Genomic DNA, 13,919 nt, shown 5'->3' with positions numbered 1-13,919 from the left:
GACGCACGTGCTTCTGCTGGATTCATATGCTATTTGAAATGGTTTACATCCATCAGCAATCACTTAAAATATCGGGCTCGCCGATGAGTAGTTCCGGTAGCACCAAACGACACGATCCCCTAGCGATAGAATTTGCTATGCGTGTTTTTCAAGTCACTAAAGCTTCCTGATAAATCGCACGACGGCACTCCCGTAGGCAAAACAAATTTAAATGGCTGCTGGCGATTACGTTTTCGTATCAATTCCTTGCCTGACAATGCTTTCCGGTACTTAGTCGTGAGTTTTTCCCGATTTCAATAAGTTGCATCCTCGGCTACTCTCCCTTGCCATTGACATTAGGATATCTGCAAGCCGATCCATTGTATTGGCGCGGCAATATTTCTTAATGAAAACACTGCATTGCTTGGTCTCGAGGCTCAAACCTCGTAGTGCATTTTCGCCCGCATTAGCATCACATGGGGCAAACACGCCGGCATGAGGAATCTCAGTTCGGATAAATTCTGCAGCGTAACCCGCAACGCCTGCCAAAATCGGCTTGCCAATGGCTGCATATTCGAACAATTTAGACGGGAGCACCTTTAGGAACGCGTCGTATGCATTCAGATGCAAGAAGAGCACATCAGCTGACTGGTACAGGGGAATCAAATCGTTACGTTGTACTGGGTCGCGCAATAGAACATTACTGACTTTGGCCTTGGCTAACTCGGCTTCCAGGGCAGCACGTCGGCCGCCTGCGCCAATTACGAGAAAGTCGAACCGATCCGCACAACGCTGGGCGAGTTTGGGAAGCACAAGGTGGAGACCCTGACCTTCGCCAATATTACCCGCATAGAGTACCAATGGGCGTTCCCGGTGCTGCGTAGGCGCAGTTGGCATCGGTAGCAGGAAGGCATCATCGATGCCGTTGGGATGCACGTCGAACACTTTATTCGGATAGCGTTGCTGATACCAAGGGAGAAAACCCGCAGACACGAGATTGATACGGTCGGCCCTGTTTATCGCAAACCGCTCGATCGCACTGAGGAACGGCAGACTCGGACGTGCTAGATGAGCTGGCAAAACATCCTTCATGGTGTCGACGAAAATGTCACGGATATCCAAATACAGTCGTGCACTGACACGACGTGCAACAACGGCCGCGAGCACGGCCGTAAACAGGCGTGACGACGTGCCGTACACAAGGTCGTATCTCTGTGCTGCCGTCATCTCAAGTACTCGGTAGAAGAAAACCGAGAACGCCTTGGCCTGATCGCGCATCCCGCTCTTGTGGGATGGCAGCATGATACGGCGTATGCGTACGTTGCCGTTGCATTCTTCCTTTGGTGCTGCGTCAGTTAGAGCGTGATAGCGGTTAGGTTGCGTTGTAATAATGTCGACAGTAGCGTCTTTAGGCAACTTGGGCGAAAGCCTTTCGATAAGAGAGGCCGTACGGAACGAACCTGCGGACAAATCGGGAGGATAGTAGAAGCTTAGAATCAGGATTTTCATGTGGGTCGACACGATACCTATTACCAATGGGCTGTAACTGTGACCTGCGGGCCGGAGAACGTTACTGTCAGGCACAGTGTGGGACAGGAAACTCCGAATTTCGGGTGCCAAGTAGAGGCTTCGAGGGCCATGGTGCCACCTTCAGCTTGTACCGTAATTGATCGCTCGTCAGGCAGCACGAGGATTGCCACATCACTGTCAATGGCGGCACGGAGATCCGGGTGTAGATGATAGCGGGCCTGGGCCCGGCGAAACTTGCCTGATATCTGATCGGTGACAGTTATAGTTTTTGCGCGGGCATCCCATGTACGCCTGTGAATTGGTGAACCCCGTAGACGCATGAAGCCGTTGTGCGCACATGTAACCCGCACATGGTCGTTTGCGCAATCTTCCGCATATCCAATTGGATAAGCACGTCGCGCCACACGGAAGCCTGCCCAGACTTCGGACGAATCGAAATCATCGATAATTACGGTAGTATGGGCCGCAGTGCCTCGTTGGCGCTGGCGTTCAGAATTAGTGCCATACTGCGACGTACCCGTATTGACAAACACACGCTGTGAACCTAGAGACAGTTCGAAGCTCAGTGTATCGGCATGTGCATGCCCCGGCTGATAGTTCGCGCCGACACGTGCCACATCGAGAATGGCCGTCGCGTCGGGCCAGTCTATGCGGACGTAGCCCGAATCAGCAAGTCGTTGCATGGTCATGTCAACCGGATTTGATACTTTTTGGGGAGTGGCTTGGACCTCGAGCAATGAAGCATACTCACGCACAACGCGTGGCTCAGGTGCAATATCAAATGCAGCATCATTAAAAAAGCTGATCTGATCGTCGCCTAAGCACATGGCATTCATCCATGATAGGGCACGCGAAGCGACGACACGCCATTCCTTCTCCTTCGCCTGCAAATGTATATTGCCGGAAATGCGTGCGAGATATAGCATATCGAGCAGATCCCAAAGCAGCGCACAATGATACATTGGGCTCAGTTCGAAATGCGCCCCGTCGGCAAGAAACTGCTCGTGCAATTCGTCGTCCAGTATCGCTAGACCCTTGCGCATCCAAGCATCTGCTTCGGGACCCGCAAAACGGGCCCCACTGAATATCAGTGCCTTGGCATTTACGAATAGGTGATTGGCAAGCAGGTGATATTCGAGTTTCTGGGCAAGTACGCGTGTCTGTAAGGCTAGACTGTCAAGCGCGCACTGGTCCAAGGAGCCACCAGATGCTCCCCACTTGATCCAGTTCACGATCCGCAGCGAAAGTGGATAAGCATCCCAGCCAGTACCACGCGGTGCCGGATTTTCGGCGATCCAGCGCTGTATCCATTGCTGCTGTAGGGTATGTCGGGTCTGCGCATCAATACTGTCCAAGTCGTCAAAATAATGGAGGTTGTAGCGCCAGAGTTGTGACCACTCCGGCCGATCCCAGTCGGCCGATGTTGTGATCGCATGAGTTTCGTTCAATAGCGAAAACTCCACTGGTGGAAATAGCGATTGAAGTTTGTATGTAGGTGCATTCCAGGATGCACTCCAGATGGCCAGTGCAGGGGCCGGTGTCGGTGTGATGCGAATCTCGCGAATGCGCATTAAGAGTCGGTAGACTATCTGCTTAACTCTTAAATGACGCACAGTATGAAAAAGCAAGGAAAGTGAAGTCATCTATTTATTGGTCAGGCAATCACTGAATTGCATTTTGTAAACTGACCTGTGCGCATGTTATTTTGAAATTCCAGCCAGAAATTAAAATAGAGCATTTGCCAAATTTTGTACGTCTGGTTACCTGCATTATTGAAGTGTGCATCGACAATGCGGCATGCTACATTGGCGTCGAGTACTTCGGAGAGTGGGCCATTACGGAAAATATCCGAGATGAGATCCTTGCCTAGAGCGCGGATCTTGCCGTCAAGCGGTGGGTTGAATCCAATCTTTGGGCGATTAATTAACCGTGCAGGCAGACTGTGTTCGAGGAATCGGCGCAGCGGCTTCTTCCCTTCCGAGTAGCTGAGCAGCTCGGCATCATTCATTGCAAAGCCGAGTTCTGCCAGTTCGTTCGACATAATCGGTACGCGCATTTCGATGCTTTGTTGCATGCTCGACTTATCAGTCACCATAAGGTTGTGCGCAAGGAAACCATAGCGGTCTAAGTACATCGCCTGCTTCATGTGCGACAGATGTCCGATACGCTTGCCCATCGTTTCGCACCAATGCCAGAACGGCTCGCATGCATCGAACTTGCCCATCAGCGTCGAAACTTCTACCTCCGACAAATAGCCGATCAGGCTTGTGTAGGCGCGAATAAAGCGGCCTTCCTCAGAAAAACGCAGCAACCGCTCGATCTTCTTTTCTAAGGAAGGGTGGCGACGCAGCGCAAACGCTCCTACCTTGAACAGCGGTGACAAACCATAGAAAAGCTGGCGATAGCGCGCCAACTTGTAGCGCGGATAGCCAGCAAATAGTTCGTCGCCACCCATTCCACTTAGCATCACCGTATAGCCACTTGCGCGTGCGTCGGCCGACAGCAGGCTCGAAGCGCTGTATGTGTAGTCTGCAATCAGTTCCTCGGTGTTCGCCGCAACATTGCGAAAATCCGCCAAGATTGCGTCAGGACCATCGCTAATGGGATCGTGACACACTGTCTTAACGGGCAGTTTGAGCATCTTCGCAATCTCGTGGGCAAATGCCGCGTCGCTAGCGTCGGCTGCGTCGCCCGCATATTCCACGAACAGGCCCTCGAGTGGCCCCGATGCCGCAGCCAGCACGGACGAGTCCAGACCACCGCTGAAGAAGAGTCCGACCTTGACGTCTGCCACGCGCTGCAACTCCACAGACTCGTTCAACAGCTCGACAAAGTCACGCGACGGTGCCGCGCGCTGCAGTGGACAATAGTACATTTCCTTACGCACTGTACCGGTGTTAAGGTCGAAAGTCCGATATTCACCGGGCATCAACTTTTCCACATTTTTGAAACCGGTCTTTGGTTCATAGAGCCAGCCGTTGAGCAGAAACTCGGCATAGGTCGACTCGTCCGGCTCCATTGGAATGCCGGCCAGTGCCCGAATTCCACGAATTTCAGATGCGAAGGCGACGCGCTTCGAATCATTGGTCCAGACATAGAGCGGCTTGATGCCGAGCGGATCGCGTGCAATGCTCAGCTCGTTGCGCCTGCCGTCGAACACCGCAAATGCGAACATCCCGTCGAAACGGCGTACGCAATCGATACCCCAGATCAGATAGGCTTGCAGAAGTACTTCCGTGTCGGATTCTGTCGAAAAATGACAACCATGCTTGCGCAATTCCTCGCGTAGCGCACGATAGTTGTAGATTTCACCGTTGTAGACCAGGATGGTCTGTCCGTCTCCAGCGAGGAACGGCTGGTTTGCCGCCGCGCTCAGGTCGATGATGCTTAGACGCAAATGCCCCAATCCGACATTGAAGCCCCCGGACTTGCCACGCCAGATGCCGGTGGCATTCGGGCCACGATGCCTCATGATCTGGAGCGATTCCTCTAGGCCATTCAAGTCGCCAGTGGAAATCAAACCGTTAATTCCGCACACACTCTACCCCTTGCTTATGAGATTGTCAGGACATTCGTACTAATCGTATATTCAGACCCTGGGGCGCCATAATCATCAACGGCTTCCACAGGATTAACAGCGCCAGACGCCGTGCCAATGCGGCTGCTGCGCCGGCAATTGTTACGATAAAGCCGTCGGTGTGCACTTTGCCGACCGCCACAACATAATTCCGTCCGCCGTGATGAACCTGCTGAGCGTTGTTCAAATAGGGGGGCGAGGCGAAACGATGAAGCGGCCACAAGCGATAACATTGAATCTCGCCGGTTCTCCGTGCAACTATCCCCGAATCGTTGAAGATGACGTTGTATGTATAGTCGTGCCAGGGGCGGTATAGCTTCGGGGACTTAGCGTATTGAATTGCGGCGAAAGAAATGCCAGGGAGGCAGCCCTTGAAAAGACGACGCATATTGCAAATCGCCGGAGTACGCGGCTGGTGCGGTAGCAGATATCGATTCAGTTCGAGACACAAGTTGTCTGACGTACTGTCGTAATAGTTGTGCTTATCGCTGCCGCACACCAGGCAGTACATGACACCGTCAAACACCAGATCTAAATCTGACATGTTAGGTGTTTAATCTGATCGTACGCTAGAAGCGCCACGTTCAAAGGGGTGTGTTGACCGCCCTTTTCCTCTATTGGCGAGCGCAGGGATCGACACACCTAGGGCCAGCAAGATTCCCCATGTTGCTGCGATTAGCAGATTGAAGGTAATTAGTCGAGCTACAGCGAAGAATAGGCCGTAAATTGCCAGAGTCGCCGGCATACTGTGTAGCAGCACTTTCTCAAACGTTGCCTTACAATCAGTGCCTGCCCGAAGGAAAACCGGCCCTAGCAGTAGCACCGCGTAAAATACGAAGCCGAGAACCCCGCCAGCCATAAGCATATAGAGTGGCCAGTTGTGAATATACCCAACTGATTGGCGAATGATGTCGCCAGCGCTTCTGACGAATGATATTTCGTGGCGCGTACCTAGGCCATTTCCGAAAATTGGATGTTCAAGAAACATTGACCAAGCAATCCGGTACTCCTCAATGCGCGTCGTGACATTGTCATCAATAGCACCAGGCGATGAAGACAAGGCCATCAACTGTCCACTCAATTGCTTATCAGTACCACTACTTGCGCCCCCGCCTATATTGAAATACGCTCCAAAAGATGCAATTGATTGTTTAGCTGCATCCAAGAGCATCAACACACGCTTGAGCCAAACAAGCTCAAGTCCGAAAAAGAAAATCACGGCGACCGCATAAAGCGAGAATCCGGCCAGTAGCAATGCGGCAAACTTCAATTGCGCTCGGCGGAAAAACGCAAGATAAATGCAGAATCCACAGATCACTAGCAAGGGACTCAGCAGCATACTACGGGTGTAAGTCACAAGAATGGTCGGCAACGCCAACGTGACAAGCACCATGCCAAACCAACGTTCGCGTCTCCCCGGTGCGATGACCGCGATGATGAAACCGAGACTCACCCCCAGTGGAATGAACGCATCGGTGGAGCTCGGAAGCTTCATCGTAATACGATCAATAAATGGACCTAATACGTGTTCGGGATCGGCCTTGGCCGCTTCCTCTGTAACGCGGGTCAGCACTCCGTCGATATTTACGTACCACTGGTACTCCCACATCCGGTTTAAGAGGTAGTAGCCCAGCACGTGCACACAATGCAGCGTGATTGCCACACCTATGGCAATTCCAATCCAATGCACGCGCCTTATATCGTCGCGCAACTCTAACGTAATGGGTATTGTCATCACCAAGAACGTGTAAGGCACTACGCCCCGTACCCAATCGTGTAGGTTAGTGCCAACGTTTACGGCGGCAAACAGATTGACTGCAAGCAGTGCCAGCCCGATTAGTAGGGGAAAACCAAATTCCTTGGCCAAAGGGGTAATCCCGTCTCTTGCAATTGCTCCCATTAATGACCTACCAAGGACGGTCGTTGTCAGGATTGCAAAAGCAGCTTCCTTGATGCCCGGTGCTTCTGAAGGTGCCGCAATTGGAATGACCAGCGGAAACAGCGCAAGGATGCCGAGCCACGGTTCAGCCATGGTGGCGGCAATCAGTGCCAAAACCAGTACCAGCGCCGTAATGTGGGCAACGGAACTGGTTTGCTGTAAGAGGGCCGCTGCGATGACCGAGGCACTCAATACCAACGCTGGGGAGCGAAATGGCGGCAATAATGCTTGTCTAATTGTTGTATACATGTCTTGCTCTTTACTTATGTCTCGCTCTTGCAAGTCTGGAAGCCTCGAATTTTTTGTAAAACGACGCTCAGGAACGGATAGCCAGGTAATCCGTAGGAGTCTTACCAACTACACGGCCGGGAACGCCTACCACTATCGAATGTGGCGGCACATCGCGTATGACAACTGCTCCGGCACCAATTTGGCACCCGTCGCCGATGGTAATGTTACCGAGAATGCGAGCGCCTGCACCGATATAAACGTTATTCCCAATGATTGGACATTTGTTGGGCTCGCCGGAAAAGAATGCTTCGCTTGCGCCGATTGTCACGCCTTGTCCAATCACACAGCCCGAACCCAGCTTTGAGTCGGCATGTAATACGACTCCGATTGCTCCATATGCAAAGACGGTACCCTTTCCAATGGTTGCACTCGGCGGAATATAGGAATTAAACAAAAGAAACATAATGTTCTTCATCGCTGCTGGGATGACCGGAATGCGCTTATGATAAAACCAGTTAGCAATCCGATAGAGATGGATCGCGTTCATATTGCCTCCTTGAGAGCGCGCAAGTCATTCAGGTTGAATCGGATGATGCCAAGTGCCAGTGTTAGGCAGCCGACAAGATAGATCAGGGCGGGCAATGCTGTATGCCAGAGGCTGAACGCAGTCACTGGCGCCACGCCGCATACCCAAATAGCGACCAAGGAATGGATTCGGTTGGAAACTTCATAGAGTAGCAGCGCAGCATACACCGAAAAACCTAGCCCATAGCACAAGATGGCCTGATGGACATTCTTGACGAAGAACATCGCGATCAAGAAAGATATACCTACTAGTATATTAATGGCACGTACGTAGCGTACCTTGTTCATTGCCAGCAAATAACGCTCCGACAATACTGCCCAGTAGAGCACTGGCAGGCTACAAACTAGCGCTGTATATGGCTGGAACTTCGGCAAGATGGTTACTAATGCATAGGTTGCCAGCCCGGCCGTCGCAAAGTAGCACAATGAGAATGACATGATTGTCGCGTAATGCCGCTCTCGATCGTCACTACGTAACAGTGCAACAAAAATCGTCTTGATATTCAGTGGAAAGAAACTCGTAGCAGATTGCACAAGTGACGCCATTACGCGGAACAAACCGAGGCTATCGGCTGGTAATGTCTTTGACAGCAGGAACGGGAAGATATTGGTGAAAAGGTTGTACACCAACGTCAGCGACAGCATCGAGGGTACTGACTTCCACAGGCTGCCCACCACTCCAGCTAGGCTTCCGGCGCCCGGCCATACACGGGATGACGGAATCAAAAAGACAGCTGCAACCAAGGCAGGGACAAGGTTCGTAAGAATCAGGATATGCTGGATATCCATTTCGTAGACCTTGGTCAGGTTTAGCACGATCGACACACCAAACATGGACAAGAAGGCGCACAGATATACCAAAATACGTTTGGCTTGTCGCATCGCGTACATCGACAGCAGCACGCACGAACTAAGCAACATAGCGGCGAGCAGTAGTACACTTCCTAGCGGATATAATAGGTTCACGGTCGCAAAGACAACAAGCACACCCCCGCCGACGCATAGCGACACCGGAAAGATCGCAGGTGCATCGAGTCTGCTAAGCAGCGGCTCGTTGGCGATGTCTGTCAGCTTCTGAAACACGAATACCAGAATGTTTGCCTGCAGGAATAGCCCGTACTCCGTGAGGCCGAACAGCGCCGGCACCGCGAAGTTCACGACTAGAGCGCAAAGTAGGGTCAGGATTTGGACCAATAGGCTAATCATGAGTGAAATAGTGAATGTGCGAGCAAACAAGCGATCGCAGGTTTGTCGCACAACAGTGGTGTCACGCAATGCAACGTGTCGCCTGGGTCGTGGAGGAGGCTGATGAGCCAGAGATAGTGGCGCCAAGGTGCCGGCTAAGCACGCCTCGTGTATCGACGATGGCGTTTTGGTTTACGTTGGACCAGTCGAAATGGAGAAACTGCTTGTGGTCGACTAGGATGACGAAAATATTGGCTTGCTCTAGTGCGAGTTCAAGCGATACGAGTTCCACCTTCCCTGCCATCGAGCTCGGCAGTTCGGTAATATTCGGCTCGACGGCGAGTACTCGCCCAAGGCCCTTGGCCTGCAGCGCATGGGTGATTTCGATCGCAGGACTTTCACGCAGGTCGTCAATATCGGCCTTGAATGCTAAGCCGAGGCAGGCGATCACGGGGTTGGTGAACTTGCGTGCGACTTCTTCGATGCGGTCCAGCACAAACTGCGGCTTACCATCGTTGACTAGGCGTGCCGTACGGATGATCTTCGATGTCTCGGGGGCCGAATCAACAATGAACCAAGGGTCGACGGCAATGCAGTGACCGCCGACCCCGGGTCCCGGCTGCAGGATGTTGACGCGCGGGTGATGATTGGCTAGTCGGATCAGTTCCCAGACATTGATGTCGAGCTCGTGACAGATCAGCGATAGTTCGTTGGCGAAGGCAATGTTCACGTCACGAAACGAGTTCTCAGTCAGTTTGGTCATCTCCGCAGTACGGCAATCGGTAAGCACGCATTCGCCGCGCACGAAGATGTCATAGAGGTCGGACGCCATTTTTGCTGCGCGTTGTGTCATGCCGCCGATGATGCGATCATTCTGCACCAGTTCACGCAGAACATGGCCGGGCAGGACTCGCTCAGGACAGTAGGCAAGCTGGACGTCCGCATTCTCGCCCGTTTGTTGCGGAAACGTCAGGTCCGGACGATGTGAGGCCAGCCAGCCTGCCAGTTGCTCAGTAGTGCCAACCGGGGAGGTGGACTCGAGAATGATCAGGTTGCCCGGCACTAGGTGCGGCGCAATGGACTCGGCAACGGCTTCGATATACGAGAGATCGGGCTTGTAACCTTCCTTGAACGGCGTAGGAACAGCGATCAAGTACGCATCCGCCGGCTCAGCAGCGGTGCGGGCAACCAGAGTGCCCTTCTGTACCACGATGTTGACCAATCCTGCCAAGTCGGGCTCGACGATATGAATTTTACCTTGGTTGATTGTATCAACAGCGTGCTGATTAACGTCGATGCCCACCACCTTAACGCCTTGGCTGGCAATCACAGTAGCGGTGGGTAAGCCGATGTAGCCGAGGCCCACTACGGCAATCTTCTCAAATTTGGTCATTAAATCGAAACTCCATTCTCAAGTATGTTGACAATCCTTACTGCCGCTCGGCCATCGCCGTAGGGATTGTGGGAGCGCGCCATGGCATCGTAAGCTGCTGAATTATCAAGCAGGATATTCGCTTCACGCTGGATCTTTGCAGGATCAGTACCTACTAAACGCACAGTCCCCGCCTCGACGGCTTCTGGGCGCTCGGTCGTTTCGCGCATTACCAAGACCGGCTTGCCGAGTGACGGGGCTTCTTCCTGAACACCACCGCTGTCCGTGAGAAGCAGTGTGCTGGCGCCCATCAGGTAGACAAAAGGCAGGTAGTCCTGGGGCTCGATTAGGACCACGTTGGCCAGTCCGCCGAGCAGTCGGTTTACCGGTTCCTGGACTTGGGGATTCAGATGCACGGGATAGACAATCTGCACTTCTGGACGCTTCGCTAGTTCGGCTAGCGCCGCACAGATGTTTTCGAAGCCCTTGCCAAAATTCTCGCGCCGATGGCCGGTTACCAAGATCAACTTCTTGCTGGCGTCTAGGAACGGGAAGCGGTTTGCGAGCCTAGACGCCAGCGCCGTATCGGTGCGGATTTTGTCATTGACCTCCAGCAAGGCGTCGATCACGGTATTGCCCGTGATATGGATAGTTTCCTCGTTGATGCCTTCACGCAGCAGATTCCTTTGCGCCTGCTTGGTAGGCGCAAAGTGAATGGTCGACAGCGCGCCCGCAACCTTGCGGTTGAGTTCTTCCGGCCATGGCGAATATAGGTTGCCCGTCCGAAGTCCTGCCTCGACGTGCGCGACCGGAATTCGCTGATAGTAGGCGGACAGCGCCGCCGCCATAGTCGTAGTGGTGTCGCCATGGACTAGGACGACGTCCGGTCGCCATTGGGCGTATACATCTCGCAGGCCGATCAGGACACGCGCCGTGATATCGGTTAGGTCCTGACCGCGTTGCATAAGATTAAGATCGAATTCCGGTCGGATGTTAAACAGCGCCAGAACTTGGTCGAGCATTTCACGATGCTGGGCCGTAACGCACACTCTTGCATCGAATGCAGGATTTTTTTTCAGAACCTCAACCACCGGCGCCATTTTGATTGCTTCAGGTCGGGTTCCGAACACCACTAGCACTTTCATCTCTAATTTATTTCCGGCTTAGGGGGTAACAAGTTGCTTTTTGGTTTTAAAATCGAGCCCGTATTATGCAAGTATTGCCATGCCTCGACAAGCTGCTAACTATTGCAGCGTCGAGTCGCTGCCTTCTAAAAGGCAAAGCTGCTCAACCGTCAACCTCGATCCTTGGTGTTTAGCGTCAGAGTTTGGCTAATGCGGAACGTCTGCCTAGCAGGCTAGATGCTCACAGCTTTTTCCTGTCTTGCGCGCAGCCCATCTCCCGGTGTTGTTGCGAAGCTACCATTTTTGGGCATTGCCTTGGCCACGATTTTGGCCTTAAGCCTTTCTTCGACATTTCGGTATACATTTTCTTTAGCCGCCAGTTCTCTTCTTCGAGTTCCTTCAAACGCGCCATCGTGGATGCAATCATGCCGCCATACTGGCTGCACCATTTGTAAAACTGCACTGAACTCATTCCTTGTCCACGATACATCTTTGGGATGATCGTACCACTCTCAATCTGCTTAAGAAAATGACGATGATCGGGCTCTCCGAAAAACTTGACTTCTTCATGCAAGACTTCCTCGATTCAATGTTAAAAAATTCTACTTTCAAAACTGCTTATTTCTGGTGGTAAATAACATATCGTTGCAGACGGGACTAAAGTTGGGAGAGATTATTAATGCAAACAGTCGCGAACGCGGAGGGGGCTTCGGATATTGCGTAATTTGCAATCATTCTGCGAAGCACGAGTATTAACTATTGCATTTGAGAAATATAATTAAAAACTTGATGCAATATCGCCGATTGGTCTGTTGGGTTATGATTAATCGTATGTTTAATTCGGTTATTGCATAATGCTGCTACTCTCCCGATCAATTTTCAAAGCCTACGACATCCGCGGCATTCTCGGCAAAACCCTCGACATCGGCATCGCCCGCCAGATCGGCCAAGCCTTCGGCACCGCTGCCCGCATCAAGGGCGAGCAAACGGTGGTCATCGGCCGCGATGGCCGCCTGTCCGGCCCCGAACTGGCCAAGGCGCTGGCCTCCGGCCTGCAACGCGCCGGCGTCGACGTGATCGACCTCGGCGTGGTCGCCACCCCGATGCTGTACTTCGCCACCCATGTGCTCGATGCCCAGTCCGGCATCATGGTCACCGGCAGCCACAACCCGCCCGACTACAACGGCTTCAAGATGGTGCTGGCTGGCGAAGCCATTTACGGCGATACGATCCAGGGCTTGTACCAGGCGATCGTCAAGGGAGACTTTGCGCAAGGCAACGGTAGCTACCGCACTCACGATATCCGGCAGCAATACCTGGAACGCATCACCGGCGATGTGAAGCTGGCGCGGCCGATGAAGATTGCCATCGATTGCGGCAACGGTGTGGCCGGCGCCTTTGCCGGCGACTTGTACCGGGCGCTGGGATGCGAGGTGCGCGAACTGTTTTGCGACGTCGACGGCAACTTTCCCAACCATCATCCCGACCCGGCCCATCCGGAAAACCTGCAGGACTTGATCCGCTGCTTGAAGGACACGGATGCGGAGATAGGCCTGGCGTTCGACGGTGACGGCGACCGGCTGGGCGTGGTGACTAAGGATGGGCAGATTATTTATCCGGACCGGCAGCTGATGCTGTTTGCGCAGGACGTGCTCATGCGCCATCCGGGGCGCGAGATTCTGTACGACGTCAAGTGCACGCGGCATGTGGCGCCGTGGGTGAAACAGCATGGCGGGCAGCCGCTGATGTGGAAGACCGGGCATTCGCTGGTGAAGGCAAAGATGCGCGAGACGGGCGCTCCTCTGGGCGGCGAGATGAGCGGGCACCTGTTTTTCAAGGACCGCTGGTACGGCTTTGACGATGGCTTGTATGCGGGAGCGCGGCTGCTGGAATTGCTGTCGCGCGTCGCGGATCCGTCGGCGGTACTCAATGCCTTGCCGCAATCGGTGAGCACGCCGGAACTGCAGCTGAAGCTGGAAGAGGGCGAGAACGTTGAACTGATTGCGAAGCTGCAAAAGGAAGCGCGCTTTCCGGGGGCACAGCAGGTGGTGACGATCGACGGCTTGCGGGTCGAGTATGCGGACGGCTTCGGGCTGGCGCGCTCGTCCAATACCACGCCGGTGGTCGTGATGCGCTTCGAAGGCGAGTCGGAAGAGGCGCTCAGGCGCATCCAGAATGAATTCAAGCGTGTCATCCTCGCCGGCAAGGCGAACGCTGCATTGCCCTTCTAGGTAACGCTGACAACAGGAGGCAACAGGGGGCATTGTGCCAGTGCGCGTCGCTGCGGTGTTCGTTATAGCCGTGGCGACGCTTTGCCCGTGAAATGATCATGGATCAGTTCGCTTGCGCCTGTATGGTGCCAAATCACCGCTTCGCACTGCGATAGCCGTCGTGCGC

General features: G+C 53.4%; 10 protein-coding genes and 1 pseudogene. 1 reads left to right on the top strand and 10 read right to left on the bottom strand.

Features of this window, described 5'->3' with window-relative positions; all coding sequences use genetic code 11:
• Positions 1 to 270: 270 nt before the first annotated feature.
• The 10 genes and pseudogenes from TSA66_RS20745 to TSA66_RS20700 form a co-directional block, all read right to left on the bottom strand.
• Complete coding sequence (locus TSA66_RS20745) at positions 271 to 1,488, bottom strand: glycosyltransferase family 4 protein (RefSeq protein ID WP_052451956.1); 1,218 nt, start codon at positions 1,486 to 1,488, stop codon at positions 271 to 273.
• 20 nt (positions 1,489 to 1,508) lie between these two features.
• A complete protein-coding gene (locus TSA66_RS20740) occupies positions 1,509 to 3,152 on the bottom strand; it encodes a heparinase II/III family protein (protein ID WP_040038464.1) in 1,644 nt (547 codons plus the stop codon).
• Between the two features lie 11 nt (positions 3,153 to 3,163).
• Positions 3,164 to 5,047 carry an asparagine synthase (glutamine-hydrolyzing) gene (gene asnB / locus TSA66_RS20735; RefSeq protein WP_084199102.1) on the bottom strand — a complete coding sequence of 628 codons (1,884 nt, stop codon included), beginning with the start codon at positions 5,045 to 5,047 and terminating at the stop codon, positions 3,164 to 3,166.
• 25 nt (positions 5,048 to 5,072) lie between these two features.
• Positions 5,073 to 5,630: a hypothetical protein gene (locus tag TSA66_RS20730; RefSeq protein WP_040038463.1), complete on the bottom strand. Its 558-nt coding sequence runs from the start codon at positions 5,628 to 5,630 to the stop codon at positions 5,073 to 5,075.
• A gap of 9 nt (positions 5,631 to 5,639) precedes the next feature.
• Positions 5,640 to 7,274 carry an O-antigen ligase family protein gene (locus TSA66_RS20725; protein ID WP_084199100.1) on the bottom strand — a complete coding sequence of 545 codons (1,635 nt, stop codon included), beginning with the start codon at positions 7,272 to 7,274 and terminating at the stop codon, positions 5,640 to 5,642.
• A gap of 67 nt (positions 7,275 to 7,341) precedes the next feature.
• Positions 7,342 to 7,803 carry a serine O-acetyltransferase gene (locus TSA66_RS28070; protein ID WP_040038461.1) on the bottom strand — a complete coding sequence of 154 codons (462 nt, stop codon included), beginning with the start codon at positions 7,801 to 7,803 and terminating at the stop codon, positions 7,342 to 7,344.
• Positions 7,800 to 8,999, bottom strand: coding sequence for a hypothetical protein (locus TSA66_RS20715; protein WP_198358637.1), 1,200 nt, complete (start codon positions 8,997 to 8,999; stop codon positions 7,800 to 7,802). Before TSA66_RS20715 ends, TSA66_RS28070 begins: the two co-directional genes overlap by 4 nt.
• Before the next feature lie 109 nt (positions 9,000 to 9,108).
• Positions 9,109 to 10,419 (bottom strand): UDP-N-acetyl-D-mannosamine dehydrogenase, encoded by a 1,311-nt coding sequence (wecC, locus tag TSA66_RS20710; RefSeq protein ID WP_052451945.1) that lies wholly within the window; start codon positions 10,417 to 10,419, stop codon positions 9,109 to 9,111.
• Positions 10,419 to 11,543, bottom strand: coding sequence for a non-hydrolyzing UDP-N-acetylglucosamine 2-epimerase (gene wecB, locus TSA66_RS20705; RefSeq protein WP_040038459.1), 1,125 nt, complete (start codon positions 11,541 to 11,543; stop codon positions 10,419 to 10,421). Before wecB ends, wecC begins: the two co-directional genes overlap by 1 nt.
• 224 nt (positions 11,544 to 11,767) lie before the next feature.
• Positions 11,768 to 12,092, bottom strand: a pseudogene (locus tag TSA66_RS20700) (transposase); the annotation flags it as partial.
• Between the two features lie 284 nt (positions 12,093 to 12,376).
• Between TSA66_RS20700 and TSA66_RS20695 the strand changes: the two are divergent.
• Positions 12,377 to 13,753, top strand: coding sequence for a phosphomannomutase/phosphoglucomutase (locus TSA66_RS20695; RefSeq protein WP_040041385.1), 1,377 nt, complete (start codon positions 12,377 to 12,379; stop codon positions 13,751 to 13,753).
• Positions 13,754 to 13,919 lie beyond the last annotated feature (166 nt).

The sequence above is a fragment of the Noviherbaspirillum autotrophicum genome (assembly GCF_000818395.1).
In the GTDB taxonomy this organism is placed as follows: domain Bacteria; phylum Pseudomonadota; class Gammaproteobacteria; order Burkholderiales; family Burkholderiaceae_D; genus Noviherbaspirillum; species Noviherbaspirillum autotrophicum.
The sequence above is the reverse complement of the archived record's forward strand: the minus strand, read 5'-3'. Positions and strand labels throughout refer to the sequence as shown.

What these genes read in the sequence shown, in the direction of transcription:
- TSA66_RS20745 (WP_052451956.1), bottom strand. Translation starts at nt 1,488, where the DNA reads ATGAAAATCCTGATTCTAAGCTTCTACTATCCTCCCGATTTGTCCGCA.
- TSA66_RS20740 (WP_040038464.1), bottom strand. Translation starts at nt 3,152, where the DNA reads ATGACTTCACTTTCCTTGCTTTTTCATACTGTGCGTCATTTAAGAGTT.
- TSA66_RS20730 (WP_040038463.1), bottom strand. Translation starts at nt 5,630, where the DNA reads ATGTCAGATTTAGATCTGGTGTTTGACGGTGTCATGTACTGCCTGGTG.
- TSA66_RS20725 (WP_084199100.1), bottom strand. Translation starts at nt 7,274, where the DNA reads ATGTATACAACAATTAGACAAGCATTATTGCCGCCATTTCGCTCCCCA.
- TSA66_RS28070 (WP_040038461.1), bottom strand. Translation starts at nt 7,803, where the DNA reads ATGAACGCGATCCATCTCTATCGGATTGCTAACTGGTTTTATCATAAG.
- wecC (WP_052451945.1), bottom strand. Translation starts at nt 10,419, where the DNA reads ATGACCAAATTTGAGAAGATTGCCGTAGTGGGCCTCGGCTACATCGGC.
- wecB (WP_040038459.1), bottom strand. Translation starts at nt 11,543, where the DNA reads ATGAAAGTGCTAGTGGTGTTCGGAACCCGACCTGAAGCAATCAAAATG.
- TSA66_RS20695 (WP_040041385.1), top strand. Translation starts at nt 12,377, where the DNA reads ATGCTGCTACTCTCCCGATCAATTTTCAAAGCCTACGACATCCGCGGC.